Source organism: Phocaeicola sartorii JCM 17136 = DSM 21941, from assembly GCF_054653615.1.
In genome coordinates this window covers 44042-64565 of record NZ_BAAIFW010000006.1, presented here as the reverse complement: position 1 = coordinate 64565, position 20524 = coordinate 44042, and the positions used below count along the sequence as shown (strand labels likewise).

Annotated in this window: 10 protein-coding genes; 7 read left to right on the top strand and 3 right to left on the bottom strand. The window is 44.3% G+C overall.

The window, feature by feature from the left end; translation table 11 throughout:
* Window positions 1–5 precede the first annotated feature (5 nt).
* Both ACYQ0C_RS17370 and ACYQ0C_RS17365 read left to right on the top strand, forming a co-directional pair.
* A complete protein-coding gene (locus tag ACYQ0C_RS17370; RefSeq protein ID WP_016277717.1) occupies window positions 6–2390 on the top strand; it encodes a glycoside hydrolase family 31 protein in 2385 nt (794 codons plus the stop codon).
* Between the two features lie 16 nt (window positions 2391–2406).
* Entirely contained in the window at window positions 2407–4407 is a 2001-nt protein-coding gene (locus ACYQ0C_RS17365) for an alpha/beta hydrolase family protein (RefSeq protein WP_016277716.1), read from the top strand.
* A 90-nt stretch (window positions 4408–4497) separates the two neighbouring features.
* Here ACYQ0C_RS17365 and ACYQ0C_RS17360 read toward each other — a convergent pair whose 3' ends face one another.
* The gene (locus tag ACYQ0C_RS17360) at window positions 4498–4989 is read right to left on the bottom strand and encodes a cupin domain-containing protein (protein ID WP_016270970.1); all 492 of its coding nucleotides are present in this window, start codon (window positions 4987–4989) and stop codon (window positions 4498–4500) included.
* Window positions 4990–5177: 188 nt separating this feature from the next.
* Between ACYQ0C_RS17360 and ACYQ0C_RS17355 the strand changes: the two genes are divergently transcribed.
* The 5 genes from ACYQ0C_RS17355 (at window position 5178) to ACYQ0C_RS17335 (ending at window position 16897) form a co-directional block, all read left to right on the top strand.
* Window positions 5178–6791 (top strand): pectate lyase, encoded by a 1614-nt coding sequence (locus tag ACYQ0C_RS17355; RefSeq protein WP_016277715.1) that lies wholly within the window; start codon window positions 5178–5180, stop codon window positions 6789–6791.
* Window positions 6792–6811: 20 nt separating this feature from the next.
* Complete coding sequence (locus tag ACYQ0C_RS17350; RefSeq protein WP_016277714.1) at window positions 6812–7972, top strand: dienelactone hydrolase family protein; 1161 nt, start codon at window positions 6812–6814, stop codon at window positions 7970–7972.
* Between the two features lie 6 nt (window positions 7973–7978).
* A complete protein-coding gene (locus ACYQ0C_RS17345) occupies window positions 7979–9706 on the top strand; it encodes a pectinesterase family protein (RefSeq protein ID WP_032942068.1) in 1728 nt (575 codons plus the stop codon).
* 245 nt (window positions 9707–9951) lie between these two features.
* Window positions 9952–14352 carry a hybrid sensor histidine kinase/response regulator transcription factor gene (locus tag ACYQ0C_RS17340; RefSeq protein WP_025076654.1) on the top strand — a complete coding sequence of 1467 codons (4401 nt, stop codon included), beginning with the start codon at window positions 9952–9954 and terminating at the stop codon, window positions 14350–14352.
* Window positions 14353–14455: 103 nt separating this feature from the next.
* Complete coding sequence (locus ACYQ0C_RS17335) at window positions 14456–16897, top strand: S9 family peptidase (RefSeq protein WP_016277711.1); 2442 nt, start codon at window positions 14456–14458, stop codon at window positions 16895–16897.
* A 92-nt stretch (window positions 16898–16989) separates the two neighbouring features.
* Here ACYQ0C_RS17335 and ACYQ0C_RS17330 read toward each other — a convergent pair whose 3' ends face one another.
* Together ACYQ0C_RS17330 and ACYQ0C_RS17325 are read right to left on the bottom strand one after the other, a co-directional pair.
* Entirely contained in the window at window positions 16990–18072 is a 1083-nt protein-coding gene (locus tag ACYQ0C_RS17330; protein ID WP_016277710.1) for a phosphotransferase enzyme family protein, read from the bottom strand.
* 118 nt (window positions 18073–18190) lie between these two features.
* Window positions 18191–20443 (bottom strand): inorganic phosphate transporter, encoded by a 2253-nt coding sequence (locus ACYQ0C_RS17325; protein WP_016277709.1) that lies wholly within the window; start codon window positions 20441–20443, stop codon window positions 18191–18193.
* Window positions 20444–20524 lie beyond the last annotated feature (81 nt).

Genomic DNA, 20524 nt, shown 5'->3' with positions numbered 1-20524 from the left:
ATACCATGAAAAAACGAATCCTATGCTTTTGTTTATGCCTGTATTGTATAGGGCTATGGGCGGCCAATGCTTCTTTTAAGAAGACAGGAAATGATTTGTTGTTTCTTCTGCCTCAGGGAAATGTGAAATTGGAATTTTGTACAGATGATATGTTCCGTGTACGTCATTCTCAAGGTACCGTGTTCGCTGAAAATGAGCAGTGGATGGTTCGGAAATATGATTTTACTCCTGTACACTATACAGTGGAAGATAAAGGTGCTGCATGGTTGATTACGACCGGAAAACTGATTATAGAGGCTACCAAGAATCCGTTCTGTCTGTCTGTTTCCGATAAAAACGGCAAACTGCTTTATACGGAACTTGGGGAACAACGTTTTTATAAGGATTCTGTCAAGACGAAAGCTGTTCTACAACCGGATGAGCATTTCTTTGGTTTTGGGGAACGTATGGATTTCATGGATCAGCGAGGGCGTAAGGTCTATCTGAATGTAGAGTTGGGAAGAGGGATAAAACCGGCTGTAGGAGGAAAAGATATTTTACGTGCCAATTATTGTCCCGTACCTTTTATGATGAGTACCAAAGGATATGGTTTGTTCTTTCATACTCCGTTTGCTACCGAATGGAATATGGGGTGGGATAGTAGTGATTATTATTCGTTCAAAGCTTTTGGCGGTGATTTGGACTATTATTTTATGTATGGTCCCGATTTTTATACCATGATTGACCGATATACGGAATTGACTGGAAAATCCCCCATGCTTCCTCGTTTTGCAATGGGGTTGCATGTCGGTACTTATTCCGGTGGAACCTGGAAGAATGAAGAGATGACTTCCGATAAATACCCGCCTGCTTTATGTAAACGTTTGCGTGAGGAAGGAGTGCCTTTTGATTTGCTTTGGCTGGATTCTACTTGGAGACTGTTTAATACCACTTACGGAAATGGCGGTTGTTGCTTTGAATGGCGTAATACCTTCAAAGACCCGAAAGCCATGTTTGACAGTTGCTATGCGCAGAATGTAAAAATGGTGGGGCTCCATATTCGTTCCATACTAGATAATGGTCCTGAATATCATCTGTTGGATAAGGCGCGTGAACAGGGAAACGTGCTGTATCCCGGAGCCAAGATAGAAGGGCTGGTGAATTTCTTTGATCCGAAAGCCGTGGATTGGTGGTGGGAGAATGGAGTAATGAAAGTAGCTTCTATCGGGGCTAAGTTTGTGAAAACAGATGTCGGAGGGACGATGGACCTGAAAGGACTTCATAATATATTTCCTTTAGCTTATGCGGAAGCACCCTATCGTAAATTTCAGGAATATAATAATATGAGGGGGCTGACACATACCCGTGAAGGTTATGCGGGAATTCAGCGTTATCCTTATATATGGGCCGGAGACTGGGGGAGTGAATGGCAGTGGTTTGAACCGGTGATACGTGCAGGACTTAATATCGGTATGAGTGGTGTAGGTAACTGGACTCATTGCATGGGAGGATTTGAACAATATTCTCCTTACGATACGGAATTATATACCCGTTGGGTACAGTTCGGTATGTTTTCACCTATCGCCATGGTGTTCGGTATGGATCATCCCCGTTATCATGAACCTTGGACTTATGGTCCGGAAGCCTTGGCCAATTTTATCAAATACGATAGTTTGCGTTATACATTGATTCCTTATATTTATAGTAATGCCTATCAGCTTTATAAAACGGCACGTCCCATGATGACTCCTTTAGTGATGGATTATCCTCAGGATGAGAATACCTATCAGCTGACACGTCAATATATGTTCGGGCCGTGGATGATGGTTTGTCCTGTCACTACCAAAGGTGCACTGAGCCAGCATGTCTATTTCCCCGGTGGAGAATGGTTTGATTATGAAACCGGTGAGCGTTACGAGGGCCGCCAATATAAGTCTTTTCTTACTCCGTTGGATGTGTTGCCTGTCTATATAAAAGCCGGAGCTATTATTCCCATGCAACCTGCTATGCAGTGGGTAGATCAGCATCCTGTAGATGTGATAACATTGGATGTCTATCCGTCAGGTATTTCTTCTTACGAGATGTATGAAGATGATGGTATATCAATGGATTATCAAAAAGGGATTGGTTCATTGACCCGCTTTACCAGCAGGCTCGCTGATGGTAGCTGGACGTTTACTGCAGATAAACCGGTAGGGAAGTACAAACCTGCCAAACACACTTATCTGGTGAAGGCTTATTTGCAGAACGCTCCGCAATCTGTGATAGAAAATGGTAAATCGTTGCCCGTTCTTTCATCGGTTGCAGATGCAGACCGGAATACAGGCTGGTTTTATGATACGGAGCATAAACGTCTGTATGTGAAGACTGCCGGAGATAACCGTCAGAAAATTGAAATTGTGGTACAATAACTTAAGGATTGATTCTATGAGAAAAATCATCGGTTTTCGCACTTTATGTGTAGGTTTGGGAATATGGGTGGGGACTGTTGGGGTATCTGCTCAGGGTGAGTTCAAGGCATTACCTTGGAGTCAAAGTACCGCTTATAATTCTTATCTGATGCGTGATGTACATCGGCAGTTTGCTGATCGGCAGTCGGCTATTCAACAAGCGTTTGCTTCTTCTGCCGGGATGCAGGAGTATCTGGAGGGTTGCCGTGAACGATATAAACAAATTGTAGGTACTTTTCCGGAGAAAGGGAATTTAAATGCTCAGGTGGTGGGGAAGGTACAAGGTACGGGTTATCATATAGAGAAAATAATTTTTGAAAGCAAGCCCGGCCGCTATGTCACAGCACATCTTTATATGCCGGAGAACACGACTGTTCCTGTTCCGGCAACATTGGAACTTTGCGGACATGGATTGAATGGTAAAGGGCCTTCGTCTCATGCCGCTATGTTGATGGCATCCAATGGCATTGCTGTACTGGTGGTAGATCCCATAGGGCAGGGAGAACGGTTGCAACTTATTGACAGGGAAGGAAAGCCGTTGACACGGGGGGCTACCACGGAACATACCTTACTGAATGCGGGCTTTAACTTGCTTGGTACTAGTTTGGCGGCACAGGAATATTGGGACAATCATCGGGCTTTGGACTATTTACTGACCCGTAAGGATATTGATCCGGAGCATATCGGAGTCTATGGATCTTCCGGCGGTGGCACTCAGACCGCTTATTATATAGGTTTGGATCCCCGTGTAAAGGTAGCGGCCATTTGTAGTTTCTTTTCTACCCGAGAACGTACTATGGAGTTGCAAGGTCCTTCCGACGGTTGCCAACATATACCCTACGAAGGGAGTGAACAACTGGAAGTACCTGATTTTGCTTTAATGATGGCTCCACGGCCTTTATTGATTTTAAGTGGTAAATATGATTTTGTCGATTTGTGGGGGGCGCAGCAAGGATATGCTGAATTACAACAGTGCTATAAAGTATTGGGAGTTCCCGAAAAGGTGGATATGCTGACAGTAGAAACCGGTCATGGACTTGGAGTTGAAAAAAGGCAAAAGCTGGTCAGTTGGTTCAAACGTTGGTTGAAAGATGATCAATCTCCGGTGAAGAAAGCGGCACAAGACCGTTTCCAGTTGTCAGATATGCTTTGTACGACTAAAGGACAGGTGAATGTTTCTATGCCTGGAGCACTCAGTATTATGCAGGAAAATGTGAATCAGCTGGATGAGTGGGCTTCCAAGCGTGAGGCGTTTCTTTCGAAAGGAAAGAAAACTGTTCAGGCAAAGATGTTGGATTTGTTAGGTCTTAAAGGTCTTCCTGAGCATAAAATAAGAATTGAGGCAACCGGACATGATTCTATGCGTGAATATGAGCAATATAAATTTCAGCTTATAAGGGAAGGGGAGATGCCTGTTCCGTGTATTCTTATCGTGCCGTCCAAAGCGAATGCTGATTCTCCTGTTGAGTTAAGGTTACAGGAAGAGGGGAAAGGAACTTATTTGAGTGAATATGCAAATTTTGCTGCTGCCTTGACGGAAGGAAAAATTTTGTTGTTGGCGGATTTGCGCGGATTGGGGGAAACGACGGACCCTGCATTTTATACGGATGCTAAATATTGGAACCGTGAATATCGTAATGCAATGATCAGTATGCATATAGGACGTCCTATTATGGGACAACGGGTAGTCGATATCCTGACTTTGCTTGATTTTTGTTCGGAACATGAACTTCTGAAAGGACACTCCGTCAAAGTATTTGCTAATGGTATTTATGGTCCAGCTACCATTCATGCCGCTTATTTGGATGAAAGAATCAACAGTGTGGAGATAACACATAGTGTGAAGACTTGGAAGGAATACATTGAGAAGCCTATGCAGCGGGATATGTATTCTAATGTGTTGTACGGTGCTTTGAAATATTATGATTTACCGGATTTGATAAGGTTAAGCAATCGTCCCATCCGTTTTGCAGATTAAAAAGACAGCATCCATTTCCACTGTAGGAGCACATTAAAGGTCCTGAAAGCACGGCAATCTGCCCCTGCAGTGGATGGAATAATGGAATGCCTATTTCTTCTCCAGGAAATCAGCACGCATCGGGCTGAAACAATCTATCAGCATACCCGGTTCCAGACATACACAACCATGCACAGCATCCGGTTCCTTATACAGACAGTCGCCGGCTGATACAATTTTCTTTACGCCATTGATGGTGAACTCAAACTTTCCGCTTTCCACATAAGTCACTTGTGAATGGACGTGATGATGAACAGCTCCTACAGCTCCCTTTTCAAATTTCACTTTGACGACCATGATGTCATCATTGTAACCCATGATCTGGCGCACTACACCTTCGCCTGCAGGTTCCCATTCTTTGCCTTCTGCAAAGATGAAGTTCTCACTACCTGTTGTCATAACCTTTTTTTCAGTGTTTTTGTTTGTTTCTTCAGTACACTCTTTGTTGCTCTCTTTTTTTTCACTTTGTGCATTGCAGCTTTGCAGTATCAATGGTGCCATCAGGGCACAAGCATACAATGCGGTTCTTACTTTACGATTCATGATCTTGCATTTAATATAAAATGAATAACTAAAACTTTTCTTCAAATATATAAATAATATGGGGAGAGTGGTTCACCGTGATTAAAATATACGAGGAAAAGACCAAATATTACAAATCCAAGCCCCGAAAAATGGCTTATTTTGCTTCATAATGATATTTAAATTTGAATCAAAACACTAAGACAACAATGAAAAGCACATTAAAGAAGAGATGGGGAAGAATTGCCCTTTGCTTGTGTATGGCAAATCTTGCTTGTGTAGGTATGGCTCAAACTAATAAAAAATTAGATGACCAAGTTATAAATACGATGAAAACCGCCACTCAGTTCATGATGGACAAGGTGAGTTATAATGGTGGCTTCGTATGGAATTATTTGCCGGATATGTCCCGTTCATGGGGAGAAATGGAAGCCAAGAGGACAATGGTTTGGATTCAGCCGCCGGGAACTCCTTCTGTGGGTCATCTGTTGCTTGATGCTTATCATGCTACAGGGGATGAGTATTATTATGAAGCTGCAAGAAAAGTGGCTAACACCTTGATTTGGGGGCAGCTTGAATGTGGCGGATGGAATTATGTGTTCGATTTCGCAGGAGAGAACTCGTTAAAGTCCTGGTATGATACCGTTGGTAAAAATGGCTGGCGTCTGGAGGAATTTCAACATTATTATGGAAATGCGACTTACGATGATGCGGGTACTATGGAGGCTGCCAAGTTCCTGCTTCGTATGTATGTGGAGAAAAATGATGCTGCTTTCCGCCCGGCTTTGGAAAAAACCATTGATTTTGTCTTGAAAAGTCAATATCCGGTAGGTGGATGGCCCCAGCGTTATCCATTGATGCATGATCATCCTTTCCAGGGTAAGAAAGATTATTCGTCGTTCATCACTTTGAATGATGATGTGATTCCTGATGCAACCGAATTTTTGATTCAATGTTATCAGGCGATGGGGCTGCAAGGGGTGAAAGAACCCATTATGCGTGCCATGTACTTGATGATTTCTCTTCAACAAGGGGAGCCTTATGCCGGTTGGGCGGATCAATACACGGTGGATGATTTGAAGCCGGCTCATGCCCGTTCTTATGAACCGCGCAGTGTGAACACCGGTACCACTGTCCGTCTGATCAATTTAATGATGGAATATTATAAACTTACAGCTGACACTCGTTTCCTGTCGGGTATTCCTGCTGCCATTCATTTTCTGGAATCAATGAAATTGCCGGAATCGGATGTGAAGAAATGGAAGCGTCAGTCAAATAATCCGGAAGCTATTCTGGTACCTCGTTTTGTTGATCCTGATACAGGTAAGCCACTGTATGTTCATCGTAAGGGAAGTAATGTGAAAAACGGTGCTTATTATATTGATCAGAATATAGAAAATACGATAGGCCATTATAATTCGGCTACTTTTGTGAATCCGAGTGAACTGCGTCGTCGTTATGAGGAGGTGAAGAAAATCCCGGTATCCGAGTTGGCAAAGAATTCACCTTTCTTGCAGGATCAATTGGTTCCCCTACCTAAATATTATACTCGTTTACGTGGAAAAGCAACGGAAGAAGTTGCCCGGGGATTGGTGAAGTCACTGACGAAGGACGGTTGTTGGCTCTCTCCTTTAAAGTCAACCTCGAATCCGTATAAGCCATATACAGTTTCAGGTCCTAGTGAGGAGACGAAATATACAACTACTTTTGTAGGAGACGAGCACGATACATCGCCTTATCCGTGTACCACCGGAGAATTATGTATCTCTGTAGGAGAATATATTGACAATATGATGAAATTAATCAGTTACCTTGAAAAATAAAGTTTGTCAGGTATAGGTTTATGAAGAAAACAGTAATTTGTTTATTGTTATTCGGGATAGGTCTGACGGTTTCTGCTCAAGAAAAGGCGGAAACCGTTTCTATGCGTTATGAAACGCAGAATGATATGCCGTTGTTTTATCAGAAATTGAAGGAAAGTCTGACTTATCCTATGGCATGGGGGAACTCTTCTATCCGGAATTTCGAAAAATGGCGTGAGGGGGCTAGAAAAGTTTTGTTTGATTGTATGCAACCCGCTCCTCCTGTGGCGGCTTTTGATAAAGAAGTGATAGATACGGAACGGCGGAATGGATATACGGCAGAAAAGATTCTGTTCAATGTGTCGGAATATTCCCGTGTCCCCGCTTATCTGTTGATTCCTGATGGAAAAGGGCCGTTCCCCGCCGTGTTGTTGCTTCACGATCATGGAGCCCATTTTTCGATAGGGAAAGAGAAGATGGTGCGCCCGTTTGGTGTGGAAGCGTCTGTGACAGCTGATGCGGACGATTGGGCGGAAAGATGTTATGACAAACAGTATGTGGGTGATTATCTGGCAAGCCACGGATATGTAGTGCTTGCGGTAGATGCTTTGTTTTGGGGAGAACGGGGACGTAAGGAAGGAGTACGTTATGACTCGCAACAAGCATTGGCGGCTAATATGTTACAGATGGGAATGTCGTGGGGAGCCTTGATCGTTTGGGATGATATCCGTAGCGCTGAATTTTTGGCTGCATTGCCTATGGTCAACAAAGATAGGATAGGTACGATGGGATTTTCTATGGGAGCACATCGTGCCTGGATGATCAGTGCTGCTACAGATGTGGTGAAAGCAGGCGCTGCTGTGTGCTGGATGAATACTACGGATAGTTTAATGACGCTTACTAATAATCAGAATAAAGGCGGTTCTGCCTATTCCATGATTATTCCCGGCATACGGAACTGGATGGATTATCCTCATGTGGCATCTATTGCCTGTCCTAAACCGATGCTGTTCATCAATGGTTTACGGGACAAGCTTTTTCCTGTAAAGGGAGTTGAAAGCGCTTTCTCTACCATGCAGGATGTGTGGAAAAATCAGTCGGTGGAACATCTGCTGAGTACTAAATTCTATGACCTGCCACATTTTTGTAGCAAAGAGATACAGGCAGATGTACTTGAGTTCTTTAATAAAAACTTAAAATAAACAATGATGAGATTAAAAATATGGATGGCACTTGTTGCTTTGTTGTTATTTTCTGCCTTTACGGCAGACCGTACGATTACTATTTTTATGATAGGAGATTCGACTATGGCCAACAAGCCTTTGGAAGGGGGCAATCAGGAACGTGGCTGGGGACATGTGCTGGGGGGATATTTCAGTGAAGAAATCCGTGTGGAAAATCATGCAAGGAATGGGCGGAGTTCTAAAAGTTTTATTGATGAAGGATTATGGGAGGTAGTAATTAATAAGGTAAGGCCGGGTGATTATGTCTTTATCCAGTTCGGGCATAATGATGAGAAAGCAGATGAGAAACGCCACACTGATCCCGGATCTACTTTTGATGCCAATCTACGTCGTTTTGTAAAAGAAACGCGTGCCAAAGGGGGAATTCCCGTTTTGTTTAATGCCATAGTCCGTCGTAATTTCCGGAATAATAAGAATGCGGTGGCTGAAGATGATGTGCGCAGGGATTTGTCAAAGGATGCTGCTTCTCAGGATGGGGAAGTGCTGATTGACACTCATGGAAAATATTTGGACTCTCCGCGCAATGTGGCAAAAGAATTGGATGTACCTTTTGTGGATATGAACAAGATAACACATGATTTGGTGCAGGGAATGGGAGCGGAAGCTTCAAAAAAATTATTCATGTGGATACCCGAAGGCGTGTGTGCGGCTTGCCCGAAAGGTCGTGAGGATAATACGCACTTGAATGTATATGGGGCACGTACCATTGCCGGTCTGACAGTGGACGCTATAGCTGAAAAGGTTCCTGCATTGGCGCCTTTTGTTCGTCATTATGATTTTGTTGTGGCAAAAGATGGCAGTGGTGATTTCTTTACCATTCAGGAAGCAATCCATGCTGTTCCCGATTTTCGTAAAGCAGGACGCACTACTATTCTAGTCCGTAAAGGGGTATATAAGGAGAAAGTGGTTATTCCTGAAAGCAAGATTAATATATCTTTGATAGGCGAGGACGGAGCAATTCTGACAAATGATGATTTTGCTTCTAAAAAGAACTATTTTGGAGAAGAAATGTCTACCTCTGGTTCATCAACCTGTTATATCTATGCTCCCGATTTCTATGCCGAGAATATTACTTTCGAGAACAGTGCCGGCAGAGTGGGGCAGGCAGTAGCTTGTTTTGTCAGCGGAGACCGCGCTTATTTCAAAAACTGTCGTTTTTTGGGAAATCAGGATACTTTGTACACTTATGGTAAAGACAGCCGTCAGTTTTACGATTGTTGTTACATAGAAGGAACGGTGGATTTTATTTTTGGCTGGTCTACGGCATTGTTCAAGGACTGCACCATTCATAGTTTGGGAGACGGGTATGTTACTGCCCCTTCTACGGATAAAGGAAAGAAATATGGCTATGTATTCATCAATTGTAAGTTGACGGGTGCGGCTGAGGCTCGAAAGGTGTATTTGTCCCGTCCTTGGCGCCCTTATGCGCAAGCTGTTTATATTCATTGTGATTTAGGAAAACATATCCTTCCGGCAGGTTGGAACAACTGGGGCAAAAAGGAAAATGAGAAAACAGCATTTTATGCCGAATATCAGAATCGTGGTGAAGGAGCCTCTACGGGTGAACGCGCATCGTTTGGAAAGCAACTGAAGAATACCGATGGTTATGGAGAGGCGCAGATTCTGGCTGGTGATGATGGCTGGAACCCCGTAAAAAATGGAAATGCATTGTTGCAGAACTTGAAAAGATAACTGGATTATCTTTTATGATCGGACGGAACCGGTTTGCGAAAAGCAAGAGAAATGTGGCTTCGAAAAGTAAGTTAACTTACTTGGCCCATGAAGTTAACTTACTTGGCTCATGAAGTTAACTTACTTGGTCCATGAAGTTAACTTACTTTTTTCACCTTACTATTTTGTTTTTTTAGTGACTCGTACATCGGTATATCTTGCTTTTTATGTACTTTTGTCATGCTATATATATGAAAATCTACGAAATGAAAAGGCACATTCTATTTATATTTGCTCTGCTGTTCTTTTTTTATGCAAAAAGTCAGCCTAATTGTACCTTTACCCATTATTCTTCAGAAAATGGTTTGTCTCAGAATTCCATCATGAGCATGGTACAAGACCACAATGGAGCATTATGGTTTTCGACCTGGGATGGAATCAATCGGTTCAATGGTTATGACTTCAAAGTCTATAAGGCCAGACAGGGGAATAAAATTACGATGACCAATAACCGGGTGGACCTGTTGGAAGTAGATCCCTATAATTACATCTGGCTGCAAACGTATGATTATCGTGTATGTCGTTTTGATCAAAAAACAGAGAAATTCGAACAAGTTCCTGCCGAAGGAGAAGAGGAAGGCATGCGTTTTTCTTCCATTAAAATATTGCCGGACAGTATCATTTGGTTGCTTTCTGAAAATGAAGGAGCAGTCCGGGTGAAAACAAATCCGAAGGATTATAGCATAACCACCCGGGTATATGCCACTCATAGTCACGGAGGAAATGCCACTCACATTAATCAAGTCTTTAGCGACGCTCACAATCAAGAGTGGCTGCTTACCAATAACGGCTTGCTGAAGATTACTGATGATAAGGAAGAACCGGTTTCTTATTTTGTGAATATCCAATCGGGTAAAGATGAATCCGTACAGGCTTTCTACTCTTTTTGCAGTGGTGGAGACGAACTTTATTTTGGATCAGACAGAGGGCGGATATGGTGTTATTCCTTGCAGAATGAAATCTTTCGTCTTTGGGAACTTCCGGTAAAGGATAAAGTGGTTGCTATCAATGAAATAAAAGGAATAGGATTATTAATAACCACTGCCCGTGAAGGATTGATATTGTACCATTCGGATACAAAAGAGTGTAAAGTCTATAATAAATCCAATTGTCCCGAATTCCCTGCGGACGCTTTTCGTTCTGTTTATGTTGACAGTAGACAGGAGGCATGGTTTGAGATGACCGAATGGGGGGAGGTTTGTCATTTTAATCCTTTTACGAAAGTGTTCAAGCAGGAAAAGATGCAAGTGGAGCCACGAGGCGCTGATCGTTCCTATCCCAGTTTTCATATTTGTGAAAACTTGAACGGTAATTTGTGGGTACATCCGCAAGGCGGTGGCCTCTCTTGGTATGACAGGGAGGCGGATAAGCTATTGCCTTTCTATAATGATCCCGATTCACCGGATTGGCGTTTTTCCAACAAACTGCATTCCATGTTATCCGATAAGCAAGGTAATCTTTGGTTATGTACCCATTCAAAAGGGTTGGAGAAGATTACATTTCTGGGAAGCCAGTTTCATATTTATCCCCGTACGGGGCATGGCTATGACTTGAATGCCAATACGGTGCGTGCGCTGTTTGAAGATAGTGAACATCGCATCTGGATGGGGAAACGGGACGGCCAGATTGAAATTTATTCTTCCGATTTGAATTATCAGGGGATTTTGACTGAGGAGGGGGTTATAGCCAAATCTGGCAGACCGTTGAGTGGAGTCCCTTACCATATCATGCAAGATTCCCGGGGAAACATTTGGATTGCTACCAAAGGAGACGGGATTGTTCTGGCAGAGAAGGAGGGGGCGCATTTTAAGTTCACCCGGTTCAAGTATGATGAGGATGATATCTATAGCCTGAGCCATAACAGTGTTTACTGGTTGCACGAAGACAAGCATGGACGCATCTGGGTGGCGACTTTCGGTGGAGGGTTGAATTATATTCAGAAAACTCCCGAAGGGAAATATGTGTTCATAAGTTCCCGGAACAATTTGAAAGGTTTCCCGTATGACCGTTTTTATCGTGTACGTCATATCGCTTCTGATAATAAAGGAAATATATGGGTGGGAAGCAGTGATGGCGCACTTAGTTTTAAAGAAGATTTTAAAGATCCCGAATCGATTGTTTTCCATCTTCATGCACGTATTCCCGATGATATGAATTGTCTGAGTAACAATAACGTATATCGGGTTGTCACCACTTCACAAGGAGAAGTTTATCTGGCTACATTTGGGGGAGGACTTAACCAGCTTGTTTCCATGAACGGGGAAGGGGAGGCGGTATTTAAATCCTATACCGTGAAGGATGGTCTGCCTTCAGATATCCTGTTGTCTGTAGAAGAGGATGACACGGGGAATCTGTGGATAAGTACGGAAAACGGATTGAGTAAATTTATTCCGTCCGAACAGCGTTTTGAAAATTATAATGAACGGGATTTTGGGGGCAAAATACGTTTTGAGGAGGGGACATCGCTGAATCTTAGTTCCAGTACCCTACTCTTTGGCACCAGTCGTGGTATGCTTTATTTTGAACCGGAACATATCAAGAAAAGCAATTATGTCCCATCCATTGTTTTCGGAACGTTGAAAATATCCAATCAGGAGGTGATTCCGGGTGTATCAGGCAGTTTGTTGCGACAGTCTCTTGATAATACAGAACACCTGGTACTTTCGCACAAGGAGAATATTGTAACTTTGTCCTTTGCAGCCTTGGATATGATTTATCCTGAAAATATCCGTTATGCTTATCGTTTGCACGGATTTGATAAGGAATGGAATTATGTGGATAAACAACGTACCGCTACATACACCAATCTGCCGAAAGGGGATTATGTATTTCAGGTTAAATCGACTAATAGTGACGGTGTGTGGGTGGAGAACGAACGCAGTTTGAAAATTACCATTCAACCTTCGTTTTGGGAAACCGCTTGGGCGATGGTGATTTATATTCTCGCTTTTTTGCTGATTCTGTTTGCCGGAGTCTATATTTTGTTTACTATTTATCGCTTGAAGCATGAAGTGTCTGTGGAACAGCAGGTCTCCGATATCAAACTTCGTTTCTTTACTAATATCTCTCACGAACTCCGCACTCCGCTGACGCTGATTGCAGGTCCTGTGGAATATGTCATGAAAAACAAGGCTTTGCCGGATGATGTGCGCGAGCAGTTGCGTGTAGTGGAACGTAATACAGACCGTATGCTTCGCCTGGTGAACCAGATTCTTGATTTCCGCAAAATACAGAAAAATAAAATGAGGTTGCGTATAGAGCAGATGGATATTGTTCCTTTTGTACACCACATCATGGATAACTTTGAATCGCTGGCCGAAGAGCATCATATTGACTTTGTATTCGAAAGTGAGATGCCTTCCTTGAAACTGTGGGTAGATGCGGACAAGTTGGAAAAAATTGTTTTCAATTTACTTTCCAATGCTTTTAAATATACCCCGCAGGGTAAGATGATTACGCTTTTCATTCATGAAAATGAGCATAGTGTGGCGATTGGTGTGCAAGATCAAGGTATAGGAATTTCTGAAAGCAAGAAAGCCTCCCTCTTTGTCCGCTTCGAGAACCTGTTGGACAAGAATCTGTTCAATCAGCAAAGTTCAGGTATCGGCCTTTCTCTGGTTAAGGAATTGGTGGAGTTGCACAAGGCTACTATCCGTGTAGATAGTAAAGAAGGCGAAGGCAGCTGCTTCACCGTAGAGTTCTTGAAAGGTAAGGAGCATTATACGGAGAATGTGGAGTTCATTCTCTCTGATTCTGTCGAAATGAGATCGGAAGAAGTGGAAGAGCCTGTCCGGGAACACGAGGAGAAAGGAACTGAGAGCAAGACGATGTTGCTGGTTGAAGATAATTTGGAACTTCGTTTCTTCTTGCGTAGTATTTTTATCTCAAACTTCAATGTCATAGAGGCGGCCAATGGAAACGAAGGTTTGGACAAGGCGTTGAAGTTTGTTCCGGATATTATTATTAGTGATATCATGATGCCGGAAAAGGACGGTATTGCCATGACACAGGATTTACGTGCCAATATGGTGACCAGTCATATTCCGGTGGTGTTGCTGACGGCTAAAACGGATATGGACAGTAAACTGGAAGGTATGGAGCTGGGGGTTGAGGATTATATAACGAAACCGTTCAGCGCCACTTATCTGAAGGCTAGGGTGGAGAACATTCTGGCGCAACGTGTCAAGTTGCAACAATTGTATTGTGCGAATCTGATGAATATTCAGCCTGTTCCTGAAGAAGAGCAGCAAGCACAGCCTGAGATGTCTTCGCATGACCGTAAGTTTATGGAGAAATTGACGGAATTGATGGAGAAGAATATGGACAACGGCGATTTGATTGTGGATGATCTGGTACAGGAGCTTGCAGTGAGTCGTTCTGTCTTTTTCAAGAAACTGAAAACTCTGACAGGACTTGCACCTATTGAATTTATTAAGGAGATGCGTGTGAAACGTGCTGCGCAATTGATAGAGAGTGGTGACTATAATATGACGCAGATTGCTTATATGGTGGGGATTAATGACCCCCGTTATTTCAGCAAGTGTTTCAAACAGCGTTTTGGAATGACACCGACTGAATATAAGGAGAATACGAAAAACAAGCGATAGCCGCTGCTTTTATATGAGTGAAAATTATCTCGGGATATATAGAGGTGAAATGAAGAATTTTCCGTATGTTTGCTCCTCGTAAACACGATAAAAAGTTCAATCTATGAAAAAAATGCTATTCATCGCCCTTTTAATGGGTGGCCTGTGTGCGACAAGCCCTGTTGCAAAGGCGCAGGAACGCTTGCCGGAATACTTGCAGGCAGAAAAGTACACACAGGAAAAACTGAACACCCTGTTGTTCTCTACTGTGGTGGATCCACATTGGTTCCAAAAAGGTAATAATTTTTGGTTCGAATACAAAACGAGTGAGGGAACCTTCTGGTATGTAGTTGATCCGGGAGCGCGGACAAAGAAACTCTTGTTTGACCGGGACGAACTGGCCTCTCAGTTGACTGAAATTGTAAAAGACCCGTTTGAGGCACGTCATCTGCCTATCACAAATCTGAAAGCGAAAGAAGATGGACGGACTTTTACTTTTGAGGTAAAATCAACGAAAGATGCGGCACCGAAGAAAGATAACAAGGACAAGAAAGACAAGAAAAATGAAAAGGAAATCTTTTATTTCTCTTATGACTACCTAACTCGTAAGCTGACCCATTTGAAAGACAAGGAAGAAGAGCCGAAGAAGATCTATTGGGGGTCTGTTTCTCCTGATGGTAAAACTGTGGTTTATGCCAAGGACATGAATTTGTATCGCATGAGTCGTGAAGATTATGAAAAGGCGAAAAAGGATGAAAAGGACAGTACGATTGTGGAAATCCAACTTACTACAGATGGCATGAAGGATTTTGGCTACGGCATTCCTTACAGTATGCTCAACACCGACACGCTTTGTAACGGCAAGCGACGCCGGGCGTATGGGTTATGGTCGCCCGACTCCCGCCATTTTGCAATGACTGTGTCCGACAACCGCGCTGTAAAGGAATTGTGGGTAATCAACTCGATGGCGCAGCCCCGTCCTACTTTGGAAACTTATAAATATCAGATGCCGGGCGAAAAGGAATCTCCTATAGAGCATTTGTTTTTGTTCGATATGACCGATAACAGCCGTAAGGAAATTAAAGTGGCGGCTTATAAAGATCAAAGCATTGGCATGGAATACAAACCGATGATGCAGAAACAGCGTGACATGGAGGATCAGGCTGCCGTTTGGCAGGGGGATAACAACCGTTTTTTCCTGACTCGCAGCAGCCGTGATTTGCATCGGATTGATATTTGTTCTTATACGATAGGGCAGGACTCCATTGTGCCTGTTATAAAGGAACGGATGAATACCTATCAGGAAACCCGTCCGCTGAGAGTGCTGAATGGTGGAAAAGAAATTATTCAATGGAGTGAGCGTGATGGATGGGCGCACCTTTATTTATATGATGATCAAGGTAATTTGAAGAACCGCATTACAAAAGGTCCATGGCATGTGGAGGAAATATTGAAAGTGGACGATAAGGCGCGTGTGATTTATTTTACCGCCAATGGTATGGATGCCAAGGAACATCCTTATTATGAACATCTGTATCGCGTGAATCTGGACGGAAGTGGCTTGAAGTTGCTGACTAAGGGAGATTATTTCCATCGTGTAGAAGTGGACGACGATGCCCGTTTTGTGGTGGATAACTATTCGCGTGTAAATACGGTGCCTTGTGCCACTCTGCTGGATACTAATGGTAATAAAGTAATGGATATCCAGGAGAGCGACTTCTCACAGCTTTTTGCTGCCGGTTATAAATTTCCGGAAATCTTTAAGGTAAAGGCGGCCGATGGCGTGACGGATTTGTATGGCGTGATGTATAAACCGTTTAATTTTGACTCAACCAAGGTATATCCTATTGTGGATTATGTTTACCCCGGGCCGCAGGTGGAAGGTGTTTATTATCCGTTTACCCGCATGAGTCCCCGTACGGACCGTCTGGCACAGGCCGGATTCATTGTTATTTCTGTGGGACAACGTGGCGGACATCCCAGCCGTTCCAAATGGTATCATAATTATGGATATGGAAATATGCGTGATTATCCGTTGGCCGATCATAAATATGCCATCGAGCAATTGGCACAGCGCCATAACTTTATAGATATAGATAAAGTGGGTATTCACGGACATTCGGGAGGTGGATTTATGAGTACGGCTGCCATGTGCCAATATCCGGATTTCTTCAAAGTGGCTGTCTCTTGTGCCGGAAATCATGACAATAACATCTATAACCGTTGGTGGAGCGAGACTCATCATGGCGTGAAAGAAGTGGTAAGCGAGAAAGGGGATACGACCTTTGTGTACAAAATAGCTACCAATCCTCAGATTGCCAGACAGCTGAAGGGGAATCTGCTGCTTATCCATGGTGATATTGACAACAATGTACACCCGGGCAATACATTGCGTGTGGCGGATGCCTTGATCCGTGCCGGCAAGCGTTTTGACATGTTGATTCTTCCGCAGCAGCGTCACGGTTTCGGTGATATGAATGAATATTTCTACTGGAGACTGGTGGATTACTTCTCCGAACACCTGAAGGGAAAAAGTGAGAAGTCGGTGGATATACCGAAAAGGTAAGTCCCGGATGATTGCCGGGTAAAAAGGAAAGGAGCACAGAGGTGTCGCGTGAGATACCTCTGTGCTCCTTTCCTTTTAAGGCAGACTGCTGATTATAACAGACTGCTGATATAGGCTTTCATCTCAGGGATAGCAGCTTTAGCTTCCAGATACAATTTGTATTGTGCTTTGGTGCGCACCAGGTTGTGGCCTTCATACTTGGTCTGGTAATAAGTGTCTCCGTTGATATAGTCTGCTAGAAAACGCACGGCCTGCATATAGGGAAACAGTGTGGCGGCATAGGGAAGCATTTCTATTTCAAGGGGAGTCAGGAAAGTACGGGCTGATTCAATGTATCCTTTGGCGAATGCCTTGAATATTTCCATATTGAAACGGACATTGTTCAAATCTTCCTCGTCTTCCTTGCCGGTATTGGCGGCCGAACGTAGGAAATCACCGAAGTCGGAGAAAATGAAGCTGGGCATCACGGTGTCCAAATCGATAACGCAGAGCACTTTGTCGCTTTCGTCAAACAACATGTTGCTCACTTTGGTATCACAGTGGCAGATACGTTTGGGTAGCTTGCCTTCGCGGTACAGCCGTTCGGCGCTGCACATTTCGTCCGCGTCTTTTTCAATGGCATCCACAATGTCCCGCACTTCGTTCAGTCTGCCGGCTGCATTGGCGGCAACTGCTTCACGCAACTGCTTCATGCGGAATTCCATATTGTGGAAGTCGGGGATGATTTCGCCTAACTGTTCGGGCACATCGGCCAGCATCGCTTGGAATTCGCCGAACTTCAAGCCTGCCAGATAAGAAGAATCGGGGGTAACGGCTTCCAGTGTCTGTGAGCGGGGGATGAATACTGAAATGCGCCAGTAACCTTCACCGTCATAATAAAAGGTCTTTCCGTCGGCAGTCGGAAGGAAACGGAGCACTTTGCGGTCTATGTCTGTCTCGCCCTCTGCTTCCAGTCTTTTGCGGATATGTGCTGTTACGACTTCGATGTTATGCTGTAACATGTCGATGTCGGTGAATATCTGGTGGTTGATGCGCTGCAATACATAGTCCGGCTCCTGCGGATCGACCGATTTTACCAAATAAGTCTGGTTGATTAAGCCGGAGGTTAATGCTTTAACTTCTTCTATTTCGCCCACTTCGGGGAACTGTTTGATGATTTGATTGAGGTCTTTCATAGGTTTTATTATAATAATAGTGAATAATCAAGGGTAATAATGCGACAAAGATAGCTTCTTCTCCTTGAATAAGGGGAAGAAGCTATCTTAATTTATTATTTATTATAAGATGAGTGCGTTATTTCTTCAAATCGGTCTGGAACATGCGGTCGGCGCGTAGCAGATGACGCCAGTAGGAAACCAGCTCCTGTGATTCCTGCAATACATTGAGGTACACGATGGAGGCCTTTACGTTCACATCCCGTTCCTGTATGCGGTCCATCTGCTCTTTCCGGAGGGTGGAGATTTTGCTTTTCAGCATTGCTCCTTCGCGTAGCAGGGCATCTGTCTGGGTGTAGTCCTTATTGGCTAGCACCTCTGTGGCGCGGGTCATCAAGGCGGTCATTTCATCGCGGACGGGAATGAACTCATTGGTGGCGCGTTCCGACAGTGGAGCGAACTTGTTGTCTACGTGTTCCTTGCAAGGGTCGCAGATGCGTTTCAGACAGTAGAGCATCTGCTCGCAACTGTTGCTGCCCAAATGGAACCAAGTGTTCTTCTCGATGGCGGTGAAGTTGTCTATGCGGCGCAGTCCCAGAATTTCCTTGCGGCGTATCTTTTTCAGCATTTCTTTCTGGCTGTCGGTGTTGCTTACGGCTTTGCGCAGCGCTTTCAGATTCTCATTGATGAATCCGTCGGTTATCTGGCGGTAAGTGTCGTTGGTAAATTGCATTTCGGCTACCAATGTATTGTTTACGTGCTGGCGGAGCAATGACCAGCGTTCTTCCTTATCCTTGCTGGCGATGAGGCGCGAGAAAATATCGTCTTTGCCTTTGTCTTTCTGCTTTTTGCTATAGCTGATGTTGCTTCGTACCAAAAGGAAGATGGCAAGCGCAATCAAGGCCAGCATGGCCAATGTGCCTCCGTAATACATGATAAGTGTGACTACGAAGCAGATGGTGAAGGCGGCTCCGGCAGTGATGAACCATCCACCGATAACGGAAAGGACACCGGTGATGCGATAAACGGCACTGTCGCGGCTCCATGCGCGGTCGGCCAGCGAGCTACCCATGGCGACCATGAAGGTGACATAGGTGGTAGAGAGAGGCAGTTTCAGGGAAGTACCCAGGGCGATGAGCAGGCCGGCCAAAACCAGGTTGACCGAGGCGCGTATCAAATCGAATGCCGCACCGTTCTCTAAAATGATCACGTCCTTGTTAAAGCGGCTGTCGGCCCATCGTTTCAGATTGTCGGGCAATATTTTGGCGATATTCTCCGAAGCGCTCATCGTGGAGCGGACAATGCTGCGTGCCACAGCTGATGAACCGAACATTTCGTCGCCCTCGTCCTGGCGGGAAAGGTCAACCGAGGTCTTTACCACATTTTGAGCTTTCTTCGAGGTGATTAGTGCATATACCATGATGGCGCCTGCCAGAAACAGAAACAGGAACGGAGTGGTGGCGGGGCCGTTCAGTGAGTTCATCAAGTAACCCATCGGCTCACCGTTGCCGTTGGCTATGAAGTCGGTATAAGCGGAGAAACCGGCCAGGGGCACACCGATGAAGTTCACCAGGTCATTGCCGGCAAAAGCCATGGCCAGGGCGAAGGTACCCAGCATTACGACAACTTTGAACACATTGATCTTGCACCAATGCAGTATCTGCATCAGGACGGTGAAGAATACGAAGCTGCAACCTATCAGCATCAAGGTGTTGTCTTGAATCCAGTGCTTGTTTTCGGCTGTCATGAAAGCGGAATCTTTCAGCCCTTTTATCAGCATGAAATAGATGATGGATGTTACAGCGATACCACCGAACAGTCCGATGGTGTATTTCAGTTTCTTTGTATAATTAAAGGTAAAGAGGAGGCGGGAGAGGTATTGCACCAGTGTGCCGAAGAAGAAGGCTACCGCTACCGAGAGGAAGATACCTAAAATGACGGACAATGCTTTTTCTGTATTCAGCAGGTCGGCGAAGCCCAGCATGCCGGTTTCGTCGCCCGCTATCTTGATAAGCGCCAGTACGAAAGTACCTCCCAGCAGTTCGAATACCATGGACACGGTGGTGGAGGTGGGCATTCCTAAGGAATTGAAAATGTCCAATAGGACTACATCTGTCACCATGACAGCCAGGAAGATGCACATCAGCTCCTGAAAATAGAATTGCTCAGGTCTGAAAATACCGTGCCGTGCGATTTCCATCATGCCGTTGCTCAGCGTGGCACCGATGAAGATGCCGAAAGCAGCGATGACGATGATGGTCTTGAATGACGCGGCTTTGGCGCCGATGGCGGAGTTCATAAAGTTCACTGCGTCATTGCTGACGCCTACTACCAAATCGAATATGGCTAGCAGAAAAAGGAATACGACGATTCCCAAAAACATTGTTTCCATATAATTTTGTCTCTCTATTTTATTGAGCGCAAAGATACGGGTGGCATATTATGATAAAATGTCATACGTGTTACATTTGTG